This window comes from Mesorhizobium sp. M0663, from assembly GCF_040320585.1.
Taxonomy (GTDB): Bacteria; Pseudomonadota; Alphaproteobacteria; order Rhizobiales; family Rhizobiaceae; genus Mesorhizobium.
In genome coordinates this window covers 555,553-573,764 of sequence record NZ_JAMYPX010000004.1, presented here as the reverse complement: position 1 = coordinate 573,764, position 18,212 = coordinate 555,553, and the positions used below count along the sequence as shown (strand labels likewise).

The 18,212-nt window shown below is 62.7% G+C and carries 15 protein-coding genes; 11 read left to right on the top strand and 4 right to left on the bottom strand.

Annotated elements, in window-relative coordinates:
* The first annotated feature begins 1 nt into the window (after nt 1).
* The 3 genes from NKI54_RS12065 (at nt 2) to NKI54_RS12055 (ending at nt 3,239) form a co-directional block, all read left to right on the top strand.
* The gene (locus NKI54_RS12065; RefSeq protein ID WP_352635016.1) at nt 2–928 is read left to right on the top strand and encodes a haloalkane dehalogenase; all 927 of its coding nucleotides are present in this window, start codon (nt 2–4) and stop codon (nt 926–928) included.
* 266 nt (nt 929–1,194) lie between these two features.
* On the top strand, nt 1,195–1,557 hold the full coding sequence (locus NKI54_RS12060; RefSeq protein ID WP_352635014.1) for a hypothetical protein: 363 nt from the start codon (nt 1,195–1,197) through the stop codon (nt 1,555–1,557).
* 83 nt (nt 1,558–1,640) lie between these two features.
* Nucleotides 1,641–3,239 carry a peptide chain release factor 3 gene (locus NKI54_RS12055; protein WP_502898214.1) on the top strand — a complete coding sequence of 533 codons (1,599 nt, stop codon included), beginning with the start codon at nt 1,641–1,643 and terminating at the stop codon, nt 3,237–3,239.
* Between the two features lie 169 nt (nt 3,240–3,408).
* Here the strand turns inward: NKI54_RS12055 and NKI54_RS12050 are convergent, their stop codons facing one another.
* Nucleotides 3,409–3,882 (bottom strand): VOC family protein, encoded by a 474-nt coding sequence (locus tag NKI54_RS12050; RefSeq protein ID WP_352635012.1) that lies wholly within the window; start codon nt 3,880–3,882, stop codon nt 3,409–3,411.
* 288 nt (nt 3,883–4,170) lie between these two features.
* Here NKI54_RS12050 and ilvD point away from each other — a divergent pair, with 288 nt between their 5' ends.
* The 4 genes from ilvD to NKI54_RS12030 all read left to right on the top strand — a co-directional run bounded on the left by ilvD (nt 4,171) and on the right by NKI54_RS12030 (nt 9,400).
* Nucleotides 4,171–6,015, top strand: coding sequence for a dihydroxy-acid dehydratase (gene ilvD, locus NKI54_RS12045; RefSeq protein ID WP_352635010.1), 1,845 nt, complete (start codon nt 4,171–4,173; stop codon nt 6,013–6,015).
* A 231-nt stretch (nt 6,016–6,246) separates the two neighbouring features.
* The gene (locus NKI54_RS12040) at nt 6,247–7,521 is read left to right on the top strand and encodes an amidohydrolase family protein (RefSeq protein ID WP_352577792.1); all 1,275 of its coding nucleotides are present in this window, start codon (nt 6,247–6,249) and stop codon (nt 7,519–7,521) included.
* Nucleotides 7,522–7,740: 219 nt separating this feature from the next.
* On the top strand, nt 7,741–8,661 hold the full coding sequence (locus NKI54_RS12035; protein ID WP_352635008.1) for a DMT family transporter: 921 nt from the start codon (nt 7,741–7,743) through the stop codon (nt 8,659–8,661).
* Nucleotides 8,662–8,926: 265 nt separating this feature from the next.
* Nucleotides 8,927–9,400, top strand: a complete 474-nt coding sequence (locus NKI54_RS12030) for a DUF805 domain-containing protein (protein ID WP_023676357.1) — start codon at nt 8,927–8,929, stop codon at nt 9,398–9,400.
* 127 nt (nt 9,401–9,527) lie between these two features.
* On the opposite strand, the gene NKI54_RS12025 is transcribed toward NKI54_RS12030, so the two are convergent.
* On the bottom strand, nt 9,528–10,430 hold the full coding sequence (locus NKI54_RS12025; protein ID WP_352635006.1) for a phosphotransferase: 903 nt from the start codon (nt 10,428–10,430) through the stop codon (nt 9,528–9,530).
* Nucleotides 10,431–10,533: 103 nt separating this feature from the next.
* On the opposite strand from NKI54_RS12025, the gene NKI54_RS12020 reads away from it, so the two are divergent.
* Entirely contained in the window at nt 10,534–11,166 is a 633-nt protein-coding gene (locus NKI54_RS12020) for a class I SAM-dependent DNA methyltransferase (RefSeq protein ID WP_352568327.1), read from the top strand.
* A gap of 18 nt (nt 11,167–11,184) precedes the next feature.
* Here NKI54_RS12020 and NKI54_RS12015 read toward each other — a convergent pair whose 3' ends face one another.
* On the bottom strand, nt 11,185–13,638 hold the full coding sequence (locus NKI54_RS12015) for a GcvT family protein (RefSeq protein WP_352635004.1): 2,454 nt from the start codon (nt 13,636–13,638) through the stop codon (nt 11,185–11,187).
* On the bottom strand, nt 13,635–14,519 hold the full coding sequence (locus NKI54_RS12010; RefSeq protein ID WP_023676353.1) for a phosphotransferase family protein: 885 nt from the start codon (nt 14,517–14,519) through the stop codon (nt 13,635–13,637). Before NKI54_RS12010 ends, NKI54_RS12015 begins: the two co-directional genes overlap by 4 nt.
* Before the next feature lie 435 nt (nt 14,520–14,954).
* On the opposite strand from NKI54_RS12010, the gene NKI54_RS12005 reads away from it, so the two are divergent.
* The 3 genes from NKI54_RS12005 (at nt 14,955) to NKI54_RS11995 (ending at nt 18,183) form a co-directional block, all read left to right on the top strand.
* Nucleotides 14,955–15,731: a DeoR/GlpR family DNA-binding transcription regulator gene (locus NKI54_RS12005; RefSeq protein ID WP_352448483.1), complete on the top strand. Its 777-nt coding sequence runs from the start codon at nt 14,955–14,957 to the stop codon at nt 15,729–15,731.
* A gap of 78 nt (nt 15,732–15,809) precedes the next feature.
* On the top strand, nt 15,810–16,736 hold the full coding sequence (locus NKI54_RS12000; RefSeq protein WP_023676350.1) for a LysR family transcriptional regulator: 927 nt from the start codon (nt 15,810–15,812) through the stop codon (nt 16,734–16,736).
* A gap of 292 nt (nt 16,737–17,028) precedes the next feature.
* Entirely contained in the window at nt 17,029–18,183 is a 1,155-nt protein-coding gene (locus NKI54_RS11995; RefSeq protein ID WP_352635002.1) for an ABC transporter substrate-binding protein, read from the top strand.
* Nucleotides 18,184–18,212: the final 29 nt, after the last annotated feature.

The window sequence follows — 18,212 nt, the reverse complement described above, 5'->3', positions numbered from 1 at the left end:
GATGAACCCGAAACTCGAAAAGCAGCAATCCCGCACAATGTTGCCACGCTCGCAAGTCGCGGTGCTCGATTCCACCATCTCCTATGTCGAGGCAGGCACGGCTGGCCCGACGGTACTCTTCCTGCACGGCAACCCGACGTCGTCCTACATCTGGCGCGACATCATCCCGCATGTGGCGCCGTTCGGCCGCTGCATTGCGCCCGACCTGATCGGCTATGGCCAATCCGGCAAGCCGGACATCGACTATCGCTTCTTCGACCACGTCCGCTATCTCGACGCCTTCATCGAGACGCTTGGCATCACCGACATGGTTGTCGTCGCGCAGGACTGGGGCACCGCGCTCGCCTTCCATCTCGCGGCCCGGCGGCCGCAGCGGATCCTCGGCCTCGCCTTCATGGAATTCATCCGCCCCTTCGAGAGTTGGGACGATTTTCACCAGCGTCCGCAGGCGCGCGAATTGTTCAAGGCAATGCGCACGCCTAGCGTCGGTGAGAAGCTTGTCCTGGAAGATAACGTCTTCGTCGAAAAGGTGTTGCCGGCTGCGGTGCTGCGCACGATGAGCGATGAGGAAATGGCCTCCTACCGGGCACCGTTCCCGACGCCGCAATCGCGCAAGCCGATCCTGCGGCTGCCGCGCGACCTGCCGATTGAAGGCCAGCCCGCCGATGTCGCTGCCATCAGCGAGCACGACCATCGGGCGCTCCGGCTCTCTTCCTACCCGAAGCTGCTTTTCTCAGGCGATCCGGGGGCCCTCGTCTCGCCGCAGGCGGCACGGGAATTCGCGGCCGGCCTGAAGAACTGCCGGTTGATCGATCTCGGACCCGGCGCGCATTATCTGCAGGAGGACCATGCCGACAGGATCGGCGCCGCAATTGCCGAGTGGATTCCGGAGGTGGCCTTCGAGAGCCGAGCGACCGAATCGGCCTGACGTCGGGACGTGAACCGGCGGCTGCGGCAGCCGGAGAGGTCGACAGCTTAGCTCTGCCGGTGCCAAGCGATGGAGGCGCCAATGATGCCGGATCCAATGACGATGATGTTCTTGCTCGCGGCCGTGTACCTTCAAACGCCCAGGACTTCTTGCCCTCATTGCCACCATGGTACAGACTTGCCAAGAGCGTTGCCGGGACCGCTCTCGAAGCGGGTCGATGACGATCGCCTCACTGGAAACGTTCAGCTCAATCACATGAGGGTCATTTGCGCCGCTGGATAAAAGGGCTGGTTTTTGCTGCAGCCGGAGCCGCCATTGTCTATGCCGTCTTCTTCGGCCCGCTGCCGATCGTTCGATCTTGGTGGCAGGACGACAACTGGCTGGATCCTTTGCATAAGCGCCATCGCATTGCTGACGGTTTGGTGCTGACCGGGGCGTTGGTTGGGAAATCGCGGGCAGAAGTTGTTGCCATGCTCGGCGAACCGCCGAAGACGGACCATTTCGAGGACTGGAGTCTGGTTTATATTCTTGGTTCGGAAAGAGGATTTTTTTCGATCGACTCTGAATGGCTGGTTATGCGCCTGGATGACGCTGGCTCGGTCACGCAGGCGGCTATCGTCAGAGACTGAACCTGCTGCCGGGGTATCAGCGGTGTTTCCGTTCGACAGGCCGGAAAAGCGCTGCTAGAAGCCCGCGCCACAGACAGGATTCCATGAAATTGGCTGAAGACATCGAACAAGCGGTATCGCGCCGCCGCACTTTCGCGATCATTGCCCACCCCGACGCCGGCAAGACGACGCTGACCGAAAAACTGCTTTTGTTCGGCGGCGCTATCCAGCTTGCCGGCGAGGTCAAGGCCAAGAAGGACCGCATCCAGACCCGCTCGGACTGGATGAAGATCGAACGCGAGCGCGGCATTTCGGTGGTCACCTCGGTGATGACCTTCGAATACGAGGACACCGTCTTCAACCTGCTCGACACGCCCGGCCACGAGGATTTCGCCGACGACACCTATCGCACGCTGTCGGCGGTCGACAGCGCGGTCATGGTGATCGACGCCGCCAAGGGCATCGAGCCGCGCACGCTGAAACTGTTCGAGGTCTGCCGGCTGCGCGACATCCCGATCATCACCTTCGTCAACAAAATGGACCGCGAAAGCCGAGACCCATTCGACATCCTCGACGAGATCGAGCAGAAGCTGGCACTGGATACAGCGCCGATCACCTGGCCGATCGGCCGCGGCAAGACCTTTTCCGGGACCTACCATCTGGCGCTGAACGCGGTGCGCAAGGGCGACGCCGAAAAGGAGCGCACGCCGGTCAATGGACCCGATTCCAACCGCGTCGCCGGCCTGTTGCCGGAGAACGAGCGGGAGGCCTTCATCGAGGAGCTGGAGCTGGCGCGCGAGGCCTGTCGCCCGCTCGACCTCGATGCCTTCCGCGAGGGCCATTTGACGCCGGTCTATTTCGGTTCGGCGCTGCGCAATTACGGCGTGCGCGACCTGATCGAGGCGCTCGGCGCCTACGGGCCGCCGCCGCGCGCGCAGGAGGCCGACAGCCGCAAGGTCGAGGCGACCGAGGACAAGATGACCTCCTTCGTCTTCAAGATCCAGGCCAATATGGACCCCAACCATCGCGACCGCATCGCTTTCGTCCGCGTCTGCTCCGGCAAGCTCGAGCGCGGCATGAAGGCCAAGCTGGTGCGCACGGGAAAACCGATGAGCCTGTCGGCACCGCAATTCTTCTTCGCCCGCACCCGCGTCACCGCCGACGAGGCGTTCGCCGGCGATGTCGTCGGCATCCCCAACCATGGCACGCTGCGCATCGGCGACACGCTGACCGAAGGCGAGGAGATCCTGTTTCGCGGCGTGCCGAATTTCGCGCCTGAAATCCTGCGCCGCGTTCGCCTCGGCGATGCCATGAAAGCCAAGAAGCTCAAGGAAGCGCTGCACCAGATGGCCGAGGAAGGCGTCGTGCAATTGTTCTCGCCGGAGGACGGCTCGCCAGCCATCGTCGGCGTCGTCGGCGCCCTGCAGCTCGACGTCTTGAAGGAGCGGCTAAACTTCGAATACACACTGCCGGTCGATTTCGAGATGTCGCGCTTTTCCGTCTGCCGCTGGATATCGGCCGACGACAGGGCCGAACTCCAGCGCTTCATCGAGGCGCATCGCGGCGACATCGCGCGCGATCTCGACAACGATCCGGTGTTCCTCGCCCAGCACGCCTTCTCGCTCAACTACGAGGCCGAGCGCTGGAAGGCGATCCGCTTCACCGCGGTCAAGGATTATCAGGTCCGCGACAGAGCGGCTTGATGCGCCCCTTCCCTTCTCCCTTTGTGGGAGAAGGTGTCGCCGAAGGCGACGGATGAGGGGTGTTCCAGGAAACACCAACGTCTCATTCCGTCCAGCACCCCTCAACCGTCTCGGCGCTTCGCGCCGATCCACCTTCTCCCACAGGGGGAGAAGGAAAGATCGCGTTCGTTCACCCTTTCGCTGCCTCTTCGATCTTGGCGATGTCGATCTTGCTCATCTGCATCATCGCCTGCATCACGCGGCCGGCCTTTTCCGTGTCGGGGTCCAGCAGCAGCTTCGGCAACTGCTCGGGAACGACCTGCCAGGAAAGGCCGAATTTGTCCTTCAGCCAGCTGCACTGGCTGGGCTGGCCACCGCCCGCGATGAGCCTGTCCCAGAAATAGTCGACCTCTTCCTGCGTCTTGCAGTCGATGGAGAGCGAGACTGCCTGGGTGAACTTGAATTGCGGGCCGCCGTTGAGTGCCTGGAACTGAACGCCGTCGAGCTCGAATGAGACCATCAGCACCTTGCCCTCATTATCGCCGCTGCCCTTGGGCCAGCGCATCACGCTCAGCACCTTCGAATTCTTGAAGATGGAGATGTAATGGTTCATGGCCTCCTCGGCCTGGTCGTCGAACCACAGGCAGGGGGTGATCTTTTGCATTCTCTTGCTCCTCGGGCTGGTTTTGGCTTGTTTCACTCGCAAAACGGCCGGCTGGCAATTGATGCCCGGTCCCGCCGTCTGCTCAAGGACGCTCGAGCAAAACACGATCCGACAGCACTTCTGACTTTTTTACGGCCTGGACCGGCTGCGTCTTTGGCTGGCCGCTCGTTCCGCACCCTGGCGCAGCGCAAAATTGTGGCCAGACCAGAGTGTGCCGTCTATAAGGCCTGCGGCTCAATTCCGGTTTTCCGCACCTTTGGGCGCGACGCAGACAGCAAGGACAGTTCAATGCCCGCCTACCGTTCCCGCACCACCACCCATGGCCGCAACATGGCCGGCGCCCGCGGCCTGTGGCGCGCCACCGGCATGAAGGATTCGGATTTCGGCAAGCCGATCATTGCCGTGGTCAATTCCTTCACCCAATTCGTGCCGGGCCATGTCCATTTGAAGGATCTCGGCCAGCTGGTTGCCCGTGAGATCGAAAAGGCCGGCGGCGTCGCCAAGGAGTTCAACACCATTGCCGTCGATGACGGCATCGCCATGGGCCATGACGGCATGCTCTATTCGCTGCCGTCGCGCGAATTGATCGCCGACTCGGTCGAATACATGGTCAACGCGCACTGCGCCGACGCGATGGTCTGCATCTCGAATTGCGACAAGATCACGCCCGGCATGCTGATGGCGTCGCTGCGCCTCAACATCCCGACCGTCTTCGTCTCCGGCGGGCCGATGGAGGCCGGCAAGGTGGTGCTCGCCGGCAAGAGCCAGGCGCTTGATCTGGTCGACGCTATGGTCGCGGCCGCCGACGACAAGGTGTCCGACGAGGACGTCAGGACCATCGAACGCTCGGCCTGTCCGACCTGCGGTTCCTGCTCCGGCATGTTCACCGCCAATTCGATGAACTGCCTGACCGAGGCGCTCGGCCTGTCCTTGCCCGGCAATGGTTCGACGCTGGCGACGCATGCCGACCGCAAGCGCCTGTTCGTCGAGGCCGGCCACCTGATCGTCGATCTTGCCCAGCGCTATTACGAGCAGGACGACGACACCGCGCTGCCGCGCAGCATCGCCTCGAAGGGCGCCTTCGAGAACGCCATGACACTCGACATCGCCATGGGCGGCTCGACCAACACCGTGCTGCACATCCTCGCCGCGGCACATGAGGGCGAGGTCGACTTCACCATGGAGGACATCGACCGGCTGTCGCGGCGGGTGCCGGTGCTTTGCAAAGTGGCGCCGGCCAAGGCCGACGTCCACATGGAGGATGTCCACCGCGCCGGCGGCATCATGGCCATCCTCGGCCAGCTGGATAGCGCCGGGCTGATCAACCGCGACCTGCCGACGGTGCACACCGCAAGCCTCGGCGAAGCGCTCGATCATTGGGATATTTCGCGCACCACCAGCCAGAATGTCCGCGATTTCTTCCTGGCGGCACCCGGCGGCGTGCCGACGCAAGTCGCGTTCAGCCAGGACCGCCGCTGGGACGATCTCGATCTCGACCGCGAGAAGGGCGTCATCCGCTCGGCCGAACATCCTTTCTCCAGGGATGGCGGCCTTGCCGTGCTGAAAGGCAATCTGGCACTCGATGGCTGCATCGTGAAGACGGCGGGCGTCGATGAATCGATCCTGAAATTCACCGGTCCGGCAAGAGTGTTCGAAAGCCAGGACGCCAGCGTCAAGGCGATCCTGTCGAACGAGATCAAGGCCGGCGATGTCGTCGTCATCCGCTATGAAGGGCCACGCGGCGGACCCGGCATGCAGGAAATGCTCTACCCGACCAGCTATTTGAAGTCGAAAGGCCTCGGCAAAGCCTGCGCACTGATCACCGACGGTCGTTTTTCCGGCGGCACCTCCGGCCTGTCGATCGGCCATGTCTCGCCGGAAGCCGCGGAAGGCGGTCTGATCGGGCTGGTCAGGGAAGGCGACACGATCGAGATCGATATCCCCAACCGCACCATCAGGCTTGCTGTCGACGACTCCGAACTCATCGCCCGTCGCGCCGCGATGGAGGCCAGGGCAACGGCTGCCTGGAAGCCCGAAGAAAAGCGCAAGCGCAAGGTGACGACGGCCTTGCGCGCCTATGCGGCGATGGCGACAAGTGCCGCCAAGGGGGCGGTGCGGTACGTGCCGGAATAGAGGCTTTTCCTTCTCCCCTTCTGGGAGAAGGTGGATTGGCGCGCAGCGCCAAGACGGTTGAGGGGTGCTGGACGGAGTGTCGTCGGCGCCAAGCTGGAACACCCCTCATCCGGCCGCTTCGCGGCTACCTTCTCCCACAAGGGGAGAAGGGAAGGGCCGCGCCTGAAGGTTCCGCCTTGCGGCAGCACGCTGCATGGAAAGAAACGGCTTTTTTGAACGAGGTGGCGCTAGATGGATTTTGACCTTGTGGTGCGCGGCGGGACGCTGCCCGACGGCAGGATCGCGGATATCGGCATCGTCGGCGAAACGATCGCAGCGATAGAGCCCGAGCTGAACGTCAGCGCCGGCACGGCGATCGATGCCCATGGCAATCTGGTCTCGCCGCCCTTCGTCGATCCGCATTTCCATATGGACGCCACGCTTTCGCTCGGCATTCCGCGCATCAATGTCTCGGGCACGCTGCTCGAAGGCATCTCGCTTTGGGGCGAGTTGAAGCCGCTTCTGACCCACGAAGCGGTGCGCGACCGTGCGCTCGCCTATTGCGACTGGGCGGTGTCGATGGGCCTGCTCGCCATCCGCACCCATGTCGATGTTTGCGACGACCGCCTGCTGGCGGTCGAGGCGCTGCTCGACGTGAAGAAGACGGTTGGCCCCTATATCGACCTGCAGCTGGTCGCCTTCCCGCAGGACGGGTTTTACCGCTCGCCGACGGCGCGCGACAACACCATCCGGGCGCTCGACATAGGCGTCGATGTCGTCGGCGGCATTCCGCATTTCGAGCGCACAATGGCCGACGGCACGCGCTCCGTCACCGAGCTCTGCGAAATCGCGGCGAAGCGCGGCCTGATGGTCGACTTGCATTGCGACGAGACCGACGATCCGCTGTCGCGCCACATCGAGCAGCTTGCCTATGAGACGCAGCGGCTCGGGTTGCAGGGCAGAGTGGCCGGCTCGCACCTGACATCGATGCATTCGATGGATAATTACTACGTTTCGAAGCTATTGCCGCTGATTGCCGAGGCCGGCGTTTCGGCGATCCCCAATCCGCTGATCAACATCATGCTGCAGGGCCGCCACGACACCTTTCCCAAGCGCCGCGGACTGACGCGGGTCAAGGAGATGCTGGCGCAAGGCATCCGCGTCGGCTGGGGCCAGGATTGCGTGCTCGACCCCTGGTATTCGCTGGGCACAGCAGACATGCTCGACGTCGCCTTCATGGGCCTGCATGTCGCGCAGATGTCGAGCCCGGCCGAGATGGCGCGCTGCTTCGACATGGTCACCAACGTCAATGCCGCCATCATGGGCCTCGACCACCTTGGCCTGGCGGTCGGCAAGCGCGCCAGCCTGGTCGTTCTCGATGCCGGCAACCCAGTCGAGGCGCTGCGGCTGCGCCCAGAGCGTCTCTGCGTCGTCGCCAGGGGCAAGGTGGTGGCCGAGCGCAGCCGGCAGGACACGCGGCTTTCGATCGCCGGAAGGCCGGGCACGGTGAACCGGCGCCACGCTTAAAGCGCGTCGCGTTTGAACGGACCCACGCGACGCGCCTTAAGGTCTTGTTTTTAAGCGTGTCGTTATCGCAAAACCGCTGCACACTTTTGCGCGACATGCATTAGTCCAGCCGATTTCCGGCGCTGGTCTTACCGAATTCTCGATTTTCGCCTCGTCATGGCCGCAGCTTGCGACTACGACGCGGGTCACCGTACCCCACGGCGAGGAACCGGTAACGGAATGGCGCAGCCCGCAGCCCAGTACTCAACGATCATGAACGTGCTGCTGGCCGGCATCCTGCTGATGCTCGCCGGCGACTTCCTGTTTGCGCTGAACGACGCGATGGGCAAGTGGCTGGTCGCCAGTTTTTCCGTCGGCCAGGTCGTGCTGATCCGCTCGATCGGCGCGTTTTTCATACTCGGGCCGATGATTGCACATCAGGGCCCGGCCAAGCTGTTTCGCATGGAGCGGCCGGAGCTGCAGCTGCTGCGCGTGGTGATGACGACGCTCGACACGGCGCTGTTCTACGCGGCGGTCGTCTATCTGCCGCTCGCCGATGTGATGAGCTTTTACATGGCCGGGCCGATCTATGTGGCGGCGCTGTCGCATTTCCTGCTCGGCGAAAGGGTCGGCTGGCGCCGCTGGGCGGCGATCCTGGTCGGCTTCTGCGGCGTGCTGATCATGCTGAAGCCATCCTCGGCCGCGTTCTCCCTGTCGTCGATGTTCGCGCTCGCCGGCAGCATTTCATTTGCCTTCGCCATCATCCTCAATCGGCGGCTGCGCGGCACCAGCGACACCTCGCTGGTCACCTGGCAGACCGTCGGCACGCTGCTGGTCGGCGCTGCGTTGACCGTCGGCAGTTGGAAGACGCCGTCATCGCTCGATTTCGGCGCCATGCTGCTTCTCGGCGTCGTCTCCTGCGGCGCGCACCTGATGATCACCCGGGCGTTGAAGCTTGCCCCTGCCTCGACCTTGGCGCCGCTGCATTACAGCCTGCTATTGTGGGCAGTGGTCTTCGGCCTGGCCTTCTTCGGCGATGTGCCTGGGCCGCGCATCCTGGTCGGCTCGGCCATCGTCGTGCTGGCCGGCCTGTTCATCTTCCACCGCCAGAAGGTGGTCGACACGGTACCGCCCGAAAACGTGCCAAAGGGCGTGAACTAAAGCAATTCCAGGACGGTGTGAAAAGGCTTTCCGTCCACGACTGCATCAAAACAAAGCATAGAACGCGTCACATGGTGCCGTTTCGAAGCGGCGCGTTTTAGCGGCGCCTGAATCGCTCTGAATAGCAGGAGAGTTCGGTCAAAAAATCCGATGTTTACATCGATATTTTGAGGTGTAAGTTGCCTGTCGGGCGTAATCCGAAATTGATTCTTGGTAGGGTAAGCAAGATCAATATTTCCGCGAAACTGCGGTAGAGGGGGGAAAGATGGGGAGTTTTTCTATATGGCATTGGCTGATAGTTTTGGTCCTTATCGGCTTGCCATTGGTGCTCGTTTTAAGAGCACCGCCAGCTGGTAGCAATCGTTTTGGGGACATACCGCATCAGATGAATTTTACTGAAGCTATTTCAAGCTTTTTCGGAAATTATGTGACTTTTTCGGGCAGAGCCGGCCGCTCCGAGTTCTGGTATTCCTATCTCTTCATTTTCATTATCTCTGTCGTTGCGATAATAGCTGATGCTGTTTTAAATAATGAAATTATCTCGTCCCTTTGGAATCTTGCCGTCCTTCTGCCGACACTTGCCATGACCACTCGCCGGCTGCATGACATCAACAGAAGCGGTTGGCATCAGCTCCTTGCGGGATTATTTCCCATCGGCACCATCGCGCTGATCGTCTGGTATTGCAAAAGGTCTGACGATACAGTGACAATGAGTGAATTAGAGAGGGTTTTCAAATAGAGGCCGACGTCCAGCGCTTTGCTCCAAGTCATGTCGCCTGACCCGCTCAATCGCAAAGCGCTTTTAGAGCATTCAAGCTTTTTGCTGGATCGCTGGAACTCTGGCACCGCTCTGATGTGGAATTGCTCTAACCCGTTCGCATCGCCGCAAGATGCCGCGAAAATTCCGGCGTCTCCATCAGTGCCTTGCAGCGCGCAAACCGGCCGTCGGCATAGGCGCGAAAGTCGTCGGCCGGATTTTTGTTGGCAAGCTGGATCAGTCCCCACAGCGTCCACAGCAGGTCGCACATCGCCTTGTAGATGACGATGCGGGCGCGCTCCGCCGGTCTCGGCTCGCCGCCGAAATAGGCCAGCGTCATCTCCTCGTCCTGCGCGGCGTCGAATTGCCCTTCGACGCTGAGGTCGCCGAGATCCCAGAGCGGATCGTTCATGCCGGAATATTCCCAGTCGACGATCCACATCCTGTCGCCCGTATCGAGAAAGTTTTCGCAGAGCGGGTCGCAGTGGCAGGCGACGATCGGCAGAGGTTGAGCCGCAAGTGCTGAGCGCACTGCCTCCGCCTCGCGGACCACATCGTGGTAGCCGGCAGGCAGGGCGACGTCCTTGGTCGACAGCACTTTCAGATAATCGTCGATCATCGCAAACAGCTCGAAGCGGAAGGGGAACACCGCGCCGGATGTGTGCAGTTTGCGAAAGGCCTTGCCGGCGCGTGCCGGACTGCCCGGCCGAGTCTTGAACTTTTCCGGTGACATCGTCTCGGCACCGGCAACGAAGCGGGTCACCAACACGCCGGTCTCGGCATCGACATGCAGCACATCGGGACTGACGCCGGCCTTCGCCGCTTCCCGCGCCGCGACTGCCTCGTTGGCGCGGTTGATGTATTCCTCGGTACCCTTGCCGGGGATACGCAGGCAGAAATCTCCCGCTCTGAAGACGAGATTGGTGAGGCCGCCAAGCCGTTCCAGCGGCCCCTCGTAGCCGGCCAGCACCGGAATAGCCGCAAGTGCGGCGCGCGCCCGGTCGTCCGCCATGGATTTCGCTCCTTTCCCCGTGTTATTGGGACGACGACGGTTCCACAGTTTTCGCCGTTTGGCTATGATCGCGTTGCGGATCGATACCAGGCGACGGAAAGCGATGACGGACAGCAATCAGCAGAGCGCACTCGCCGCAGCCTATGCGGCGAAGCGGCCGGAAGACGTCGCGGCGCTCTACGACAGTTGGGCAGGCACCTATGACGCCGACATGTCGGCGGCTGGCTATCGCCATCCCACCATCTGCCTTGCCTTGCTGGCCCGCCATCTGCCGCGCGGCGCCGCACCTCTCCTCGATGCCGGGGCAGGCACCGGGCTTATCGGCGAATGGCTTGCCATCACCGGTTATCCGCAGGTCGAGGCGCTCGACATCTCGGAAGGCATGCTGGCCCAGGCGGCGCGCAAGGGCGTCTATTCGGCGCTTCACTGCCTGGCGCTTGGCGGACCGCTGCCGTTCGTGGACGATGCCTATGCCGGGATCATCTCCGCCGGCGTCTTCACTTCGGGCCATGTCGGAGCCGAGGGGCTGGACGAGCTGATCCGCATCTGCCGGCCGGGTGGGGTGATCGTGCTGACGGTGAAGAACACGCTGTGGGATGCCGGGTTTGCCGCGCGGATCGCCGAGCTCGAGGCGCAAGCCACCGTCACGCGCGCCGAAGAGACGCTGCCCTATGTTTCGATGCCAGGCGAGGCCGATACCGTGCCGAGCCGGGGGCTGGTGCTCATCGTGAACTGAGGCTGAAACCGGAAGGCTCTACGCCTTCACCTTTGCTCCTGCCGGATCGTAAAGCGGCTCGAGGTGTATCTTAGCCGGCGTCCGTTCCATTGCCACCACCAGCTCGTAGTTGCCGGAAGTGAGGAAATCATCGTTGACGCCATCGGCATTGCGCACATAGCCGTAGCCGATGTTCTTGCCGATGGTGTAGCCATAGCCGCCGCTGGTGAGATAACCGACCGCCTCGCCGTTGCGCAGGATGGTCTCGCGCCCGAGCAGGACGATGTCCGGATCGTCGACCGTGAAGCCGGCAAAACGTTTCCTGGGCGGCGAACCGTCGACCTTCTCCAAGGCCCGCCGGCCGAGGAAATCGGTGTTTTTTCTGAGCTTCACCGCCCAGCCGAGGCCGGCCTCCTGCGGCGTGTCGTTGGGCGTGATGTCGGAGCCCCAGGCGCGGTAGCCTTTTTCCAGCCGCAGTGATTCCAGCGCCCGGTAGCCGACCGGGCGAATGTCGTGGACAGCGCCCGCCGTCATCAGCGCGTCGAAGACCTCGCCCGTCGCCGCGATCGGCGCATGCAGTTCCCAGCCGAGTTCGCCGACATAGGTGACGCGCAGTGCCCGGACGGCGTGGCCGGAAATGGCGATCTCGCGAACATGGCCGAACGGAAACGCGGCGTTCGAGACGTCGGCATCGGTCACCGCTGACAGCACGTCACGGGCGCGCGGCCCCATCAGCGACAGCGTGCCGAAATCCTCGGTGACGTCGGTCAGCGTCACGTCGAACTCCCTGCCGATATGATCGGCAATCCAGGAGAAATCATGCGTGCGGAAACCGGTGCCGGTGACGATGTAGAATTTCTCCTCACCGAGCCTCGCCACGGTCAAATCGGCCTCGATGCCGCCGCGCGTGTTGAGGAGCTGCGTGTAGGTCAGCCGGCCGACCGGCTTGGCGACGTCGTTGGCGCAGATCCAGTCCAGCGCCTTCAGCGCGTCCGCTCCGGTCATTTCGTATTTGGCAAAAGACGACTGGTCGAAAATGCCGATCTTTTCGCGCACGTGGCGGTGTTCGTCGCCAACGGCCGGGAACCAGTTCTGCCGGCCCATCGAATAGACGTCCTTCGGCTCGATGCCTTCCGGCGCGAACCAGTTCGGCCGCTCCCAGCCAAGTTTCGAGCCGAACACGGCGCGATGTTTTTGCAGCCGCTCGTACAAAGGCGAGACGATGCGCGGCCGGCCGCTGACATATTCCTCATGCGGAAAGCCGATCGTGTAGTGCTTGCCATAGGCTTCCAGCGTGCGGTCGCGGACCCATTGCCGGTCGCGGTGGAGATCGGAGAAGCGGCGGATGTCGACCACCCACAGATCGAGCGGCGCCTCGCCGTCGATGACCCATTGCGCCAGCACCCAGCCGGCGCCGCCGCCGGACGCGATGCCGAAGGCATTGAAGCCGGCGCCGACGAACATATTGGCGCATTCCGGCGCCACACCGAGGATGAAATTGCCATCCGGCGTAAAGCTCTCCGGCCCGTTGATCATCTGCTTGACGCCGGCATTGGCGAGCGCCGGGACACGCTCGATCGCCTGGCTCATATGCTGCTCGAAATGATCGTAATCATCGTCGAACAGCCGGAACTCCCAATCGTCCGGCACATCGCCGCCCGGCAGACCGGTCGTCCACGCCTGCGGGTTCGGCTCGTAGCCGCCCATCACCAACCCGCCGACCTCCTCCTTGAAATAGGTGCGGCGATCGGGGTCGCGAATTGTCGGCGCGTCGGTCGGCAGGCCATCGATCTTTTCGGTGATGATGTACTGGTGCTTCACCGGCTGCAGCGGCACGTTTATGCCGGCGAGCGCACCCACCTGCCGCGCCCATTGCCCGGCGCAGTTCACCACCTTGTCGCAGGCGATATCGCCCTTGCTGGTCTTTACCGCGGTGATGCGGCCGTCTCTCATTTCGAAGCCGGTGACCCGCACCTCCTCGAACAATTTTGCGCCATGCATGCGCGCACCCTTGGCCAGCGACTGGGTGATGTCGGAAGGGCTTGCCTGACCGTCGGTCGGCAGCCAGGACGCGCCGACGAGGTCGCCGGCTTCCAGCAGCGGCCACATTTCCTTGACCTCGGCCGGCGACAGCAGATGCATGTCCATGCCGAAGCTCTTAGCCGTCGTTGCCAGCCGCTTATACTCGGTCCAGCGGTCGGCATTGGTGGCGAGGCGCAGGCAGCCAGTCATCTTCCAGCCGGTGGCGAGGCCGGTTTCGGCTTCCAGCCCCTTGTAGAGATCGACCGAATATTTGAGCACGCGCGTGATCGACGCCGACGAGCGTAGCTGGCCGACCAGCCCGGCAGCATGCCAGGTCGAACCCGAGGTCAGTTTGCCCTGTTCGAGCAGCACGATTTCGGCCTTGTGGTCGCGCGCCAGATGATAGGCCGTCGAACAGCCGATGATGCCACCGCCGATGACGACGATCCCGGCCTGGGCGGGCAAGGTCATGTCCGCGTCCCGTATTTTGTCCTGTAGTTTTCCAGGGCGGCTTCGAGCCGCGCCAGGTTTTCGTCGGCGTAGGCGGCGTAGTCGACACCGGGCGCGTCGAGGTAAAGCTCGGAAACCATGCCCCACATCGCCTCACGCAGCAGCGACGCGCATTGCATGGCGGCGTGCGAGCGCCGTATCGCCGGGTCCGGCTCCTTCATGAAATAGGCGGTCAGGAAGGCGAAGGACTCCTCGTCGCTCATGCCTGCATTCGACGCCGCGCCGGCAAGGTCGAACATCGCGGTGTTGAAGCCTGCATATTCGAAATCGATGAGCCACAGCCTGTGACCGTCGTCGATTATGTTAGCCGGCAAGAGGTCATTATGGCCGAAGACGATCGGCAGCAGCTTTTGCGCGCGCTCGAGCTCGTCCGCCAGCGTCAGCAGGCGCGGCAGTTCGCCCAGCTTGCGGCTGCGGCCTTCCTCCAGCGTGCGCGCATAGTCGCGAATGACATGGAATACCCAGAACATGAAGCCGGCGCCGGAGACATGACCGGGCATCTCCCGGTGGAAACCGCGCAGCAACGCGGCAACGCGGCCGAGATCGGCGCGCACGTCCTGCGCGACATAGGCCTTGGCGCCGAGATACTCCGTCACCATGACGCCGGGTCCAGTGTAGTGGACGGCCGGAGCGAAGCCTGCCGCGTGCGCTGCCCGCGCCGTCATCATCTCGCGCTCGCGAAAGACATGGTGGAACGGATAGTCCTGGCCGAGCCGCACGACGTGCCGCCCGGCCGCGTCCTTGACCAGATAATTGGCATTGCTCAGCCCGCCCGGCAGCGGCGCGATGTCGATGCTGCCGGTCCAGCAAGGCAGCGCACGGATGCGGTCTTCGACAGTCACGATCTCGTCCAACATTGGGTCAATTTTCCACGCATGTCATGGCTGGCCAGCGATGACAATCGGACGGAGGAATGGAGGCAACGCGAAGATCTCGTCGGTGCAGATCTCGGGATCGGTATCCCGCACCGCACCGACGAGCCCCTTTGTGCCGGGTTCTTCGACGCCGGCATCCGCCCCCGCGGATCCTGAATTTCGGTACCCTTGCACCCGACGATCTCCCGGGCGTTCGGGCAAGCGATTTTTCGTGCGGCTCAGCCGTCGTCCTCCGTTCCGAGCCTGTCACAGCGATAATGTCGCGCCACGCTGGAGGCGTTGTCAACGCGAAATTGTGGTATTTTCTGGTTTTTTGCCCGAATTTTGCTAAATTCCTTGGAGTTAGTGGCATTTATGCCGTAGAAACGGTCAGCGGTGCAACAATCCGACCGGATGGAACCGATGGTCCACTCGAAGCGGCATGGCGAAATCCTGCGCCTCCTCAAGGAGGAAGGCACCGTGACCATTGCGAGCCTGGCCGACCGGCTGGGCGTCTCGCTGGAGACAGTACGCCGCGACGTCAAGCCACTGACCAGCGACGGTTCCATCCTCAAGATGCACGGCGCCGTCGGCCTGCCGTCGATTGCCGGCGAAGCGCCGTTCGAGCGGCGCATGCGCGAGAACGCCGATGCCAAGCGGGCAATAGCGCGCATGGTCGCCGCGACCATCCGCGACGGCGAATCGATCATGCTCGACACCGGCACCACCACCTCTTTCCTGGCCCGGGAACTGCTCGGCCACCGGCGGCTGACGGTCGTCACCAACTCCTCCGACATCGCCCGCACATTGGCCACCGTCAACGGCAATAAGGTCTACATGGCCGGCGGCGAGCTGCGCAGCGATTCCGGTGCTGCCTTCGGCGTCTCGGCCATCGAATTCGTCAGCCGCTTTTCCGTCAGCCATGCAGTGATATCGACCGGTGCGGTCGATGCCGTCACCGGCGTCATGGACTATGATCTGGAAGAGGCCGAATTCGCCCGCATGGTGCTGTCGCGCGGCCAGCGTTCGCTTGTCGTCACCGACCACAGCAAATTCGGCCGCCAGGGCCTTGTTCAGGTCTGCGGCTTCGGCGGCTTTTCCGAACTCGCGACCGACCGTCCGCCGCCGCACGACATCGCCGCCGCCCTTGCCCAGGCCGGCGCACGGCTCAGCATTGCCGATGGCGGAAGCGAGGGCTGAGCTCTATCGTGAGCTCTATCGGGAGATCTGCGCCAGCACCCACTTCCCAGCGCCGCCTCTGCCGTGTTTAGTCCGGCCATGGCTTTCACCATCCGCCAATTGCAGTTCTTCATCGCCGTCGCCGAGCAGGGCACAGTGTCGGGCGCCGCCCAGAACCTGTCGATCTCGCAATCCTCGGTCACCGAGGCGATAAAGGAGCTGGAGCACGATCTCGGCGTCGAGCTGTTCGAGCGCCACCCGCGCGGCTTGAACATCACCCACAAAGGCCACCAGTTCCTGCGCCATGCGAGAAAGATCCTGGCCGACGTTTCCGATGCGCGCCGCGCCTTCTTCGGCGAACAGGCCGCGGCAAGCGGGCGGCTGCAACTTGGCGTCACCTCGCTGGTCGCCGGCTATGTGCTTTCCGATCTTCTTGCCCGCTACCGCCGCGCCTACCCGGGTGTCGAGGTCTCGGCGATCGAGGACAATGGCGACTATCTCGAGCACCTGTTAATTGGCGGCAAGCTCGACATTGCCGTCATGGTCACCTCGAACCTGCGCGACCGCACGGCACTGCAGTCCGAAATCCTCGAAGTCTCGGCCTACCGGCTGTGGCTGCCGCTCGGCCATCCCTTGGCCGGTGCCGACATCATCGGCATCGGCGACATCGCCTCGGAACCGCTGATCATGCTGACCGTCGACGAGATCGAGGAGAATACCGGAAAGCTGCTGACGGCAATCGGCGCCAAGCCGCATGTCGCCTTCCGCACCCGCTCGGTCGAAGCGGTGCGCAGCCTCGTCGCTACCGGCGCCGGCGTGGCGCTGCTGCCCGACCTCGTCTACCGGCCATGGTCGCTGGAAGGCGACCGCATCGAATCGCGCGATATTTCGGGGTCGTTACCAGTCGTCCAGGTCGGCATGGTCTGGCGGCGCGGCTCCGGCCTGCCGCAGGCGGCTCGCGACTTCATCGGACTTGCCCAGTCGCAGCGCATGGTGCGCCAACGGCCCGAGAAGATCGGCCGCTGATGTATCGGAAAAATCGATATCGGCTTTCTGATAAATGAATTTGCGAAACCGGAAATTTCGCAGCACTTTTCGGTCAGGGAACAAAGCTGCCGTTAGAGCGACGTGCGTCCAATTGGACGCACATAGTACGCTCTAAGACTTTTAGTTTTCGCATCGGGCTTTCCGAAAATCGATTCCGATTTTCGGGTCGATGCGAGGAGCACGGCCCTTCAGAGCCGCGCATCCAACGTTTTTGAACGGGCGCATGATCTTCTTCCGGTTTCGAGGTCATGCAAAAAATGGGAGATCGACGATGAATTCATTGCTGAAATCATGCACTGCCTTGACGGTCGCGCTGAGCTTCTCCAGCCAGGCCATCGCCCAGGTCAAGGAGCTCGGCAAAGGCGAAGGCGAGGTCAATATCGTCGCCTGGCCGGGCTATATCGAGCGCGGCGAAACCGACAAGGCCTATGATTGGGTCACTTCGTTCGAGAAGGAAACGGGCTGCAAGGTCAACGTCAAGACCGCCAACACCTCCGACGAGATGGTCTCGCTGATGAACGAGGGCGGCTTCGATCTCGTCACCGCCTCGGGCGACGCTTCGCTGCGCCTTGTCGCCGGCAAGCGCGTCCAGCCGATCAACACCGACCTCATCCCGAGCTGGAAGACGGTCGACGACCGGCTGAAGGATGCGCCCTGGTTCAGCGTCGGCGGAGTCCATTACGGCGTTCCCTATCAGTGGGGGCCGAACGTGCTGATGTACAACACCGCAGTGTTCAAGGAGGCGCCGAAGAGCTGGAACGTGGTCTTCGAGGAAATGAAGCTTCCCGACGGCAAGTCGAACAAGGGCCGCGTCCAGGCCTATGACGGGCCGATCCACATCGCCGACGCCGCCAATTACCTGATGGCTCACAAGCCGGAGCTCGGCATCAAGGATCCGTACGAATTGACCGAGGATCAGTACAAGGCGGCGCTCGACCTGCTGCGGGTCCAGCGTACGCTGGTCGGACGCTATTGGCACGACGCCGCCATCCAGGTCGACGATTTCCAGAACGAAGGCGTCGTCGCCTCCGGTTCTTGGCCCTACCAGGTCAACACGCTGATCGCGGCCAAGAAGCCGGTCGCCTCGACTATCCCCGAGGAGGGCGTCACCGGCTGGGCCGATACCACGATGATGGAGGCCGATGCTGCCCACCCGAACTGCGCCTACATGTGGATGGAGCATTCGCTGTCGCCAAAAGTGCAGGGCGACGTCTCCGCCTGGTTCGGCTCGCTGCCGGTGGTGCCCGCCGCCTGCAAGGGCAACGAACTGCTCGGCGAAGAAGGCTGCAAGACCAACGGGTACGACAATTTCGACAAGATCAAGTTCTGGAAGACGCCGGTCTCGAAATGCGCCACCCAGAACGACCAGTGCGTGCCCTATTACCGCTGGGTGTCGGACTATATCGGCGTCATCGGCGGGCGGTGAGTTCGCCTCACCTACGAAGCTCGGCGCTG

What these genes read in the sequence shown, in the direction of transcription:
- NKI54_RS12065 (WP_352635016.1), top strand. Translation starts at nt 2, where the DNA reads ATGAACCCGAAACTCGAAAAGCAGCAATCCCGCACAATGTTGCCACGC.
- NKI54_RS12055 (WP_502898214.1), top strand. Translation starts at nt 1,641, where the DNA reads ATGAAATTGGCTGAAGACATCGAACAAGCGGTATCGCGCCGCCGCACT.
- NKI54_RS12050 (WP_352635012.1), bottom strand. Translation starts at nt 3,882, where the DNA reads ATGCAAAAGATCACCCCCTGCCTGTGGTTCGACGACCAGGCCGAGGAG.
- ilvD (WP_352635010.1), top strand. Translation starts at nt 4,171, where the DNA reads ATGCCCGCCTACCGTTCCCGCACCACCACCCATGGCCGCAACATGGCC.
- NKI54_RS12040 (WP_352577792.1), top strand. Translation starts at nt 6,247, where the DNA reads ATGGATTTTGACCTTGTGGTGCGCGGCGGGACGCTGCCCGACGGCAGG.
- NKI54_RS12035 (WP_352635008.1), top strand. Translation starts at nt 7,741, where the DNA reads ATGGCGCAGCCCGCAGCCCAGTACTCAACGATCATGAACGTGCTGCTG.
- NKI54_RS12030 (WP_023676357.1), top strand. Translation starts at nt 8,927, where the DNA reads ATGGGGAGTTTTTCTATATGGCATTGGCTGATAGTTTTGGTCCTTATC.
- NKI54_RS12025 (WP_352635006.1), bottom strand. Translation starts at nt 10,430, where the DNA reads ATGGCGGACGACCGGGCGCGCGCCGCACTTGCGGCTATTCCGGTGCTG.
- NKI54_RS12020 (WP_352568327.1), top strand. Translation starts at nt 10,534, where the DNA reads ATGACGGACAGCAATCAGCAGAGCGCACTCGCCGCAGCCTATGCGGCG.
- NKI54_RS12015 (WP_352635004.1), bottom strand. Translation starts at nt 13,638, where the DNA reads ATGACCTTGCCCGCCCAGGCCGGGATCGTCGTCATCGGCGGTGGCATC.
- NKI54_RS12005 (WP_352448483.1), top strand. Translation starts at nt 14,955, where the DNA reads ATGGTCCACTCGAAGCGGCATGGCGAAATCCTGCGCCTCCTCAAGGAG.
- NKI54_RS12000 (WP_023676350.1), top strand. Translation starts at nt 15,810, where the DNA reads ATGGCTTTCACCATCCGCCAATTGCAGTTCTTCATCGCCGTCGCCGAG.
- NKI54_RS11995 (WP_352635002.1), top strand. Translation starts at nt 17,029, where the DNA reads ATGAATTCATTGCTGAAATCATGCACTGCCTTGACGGTCGCGCTGAGC.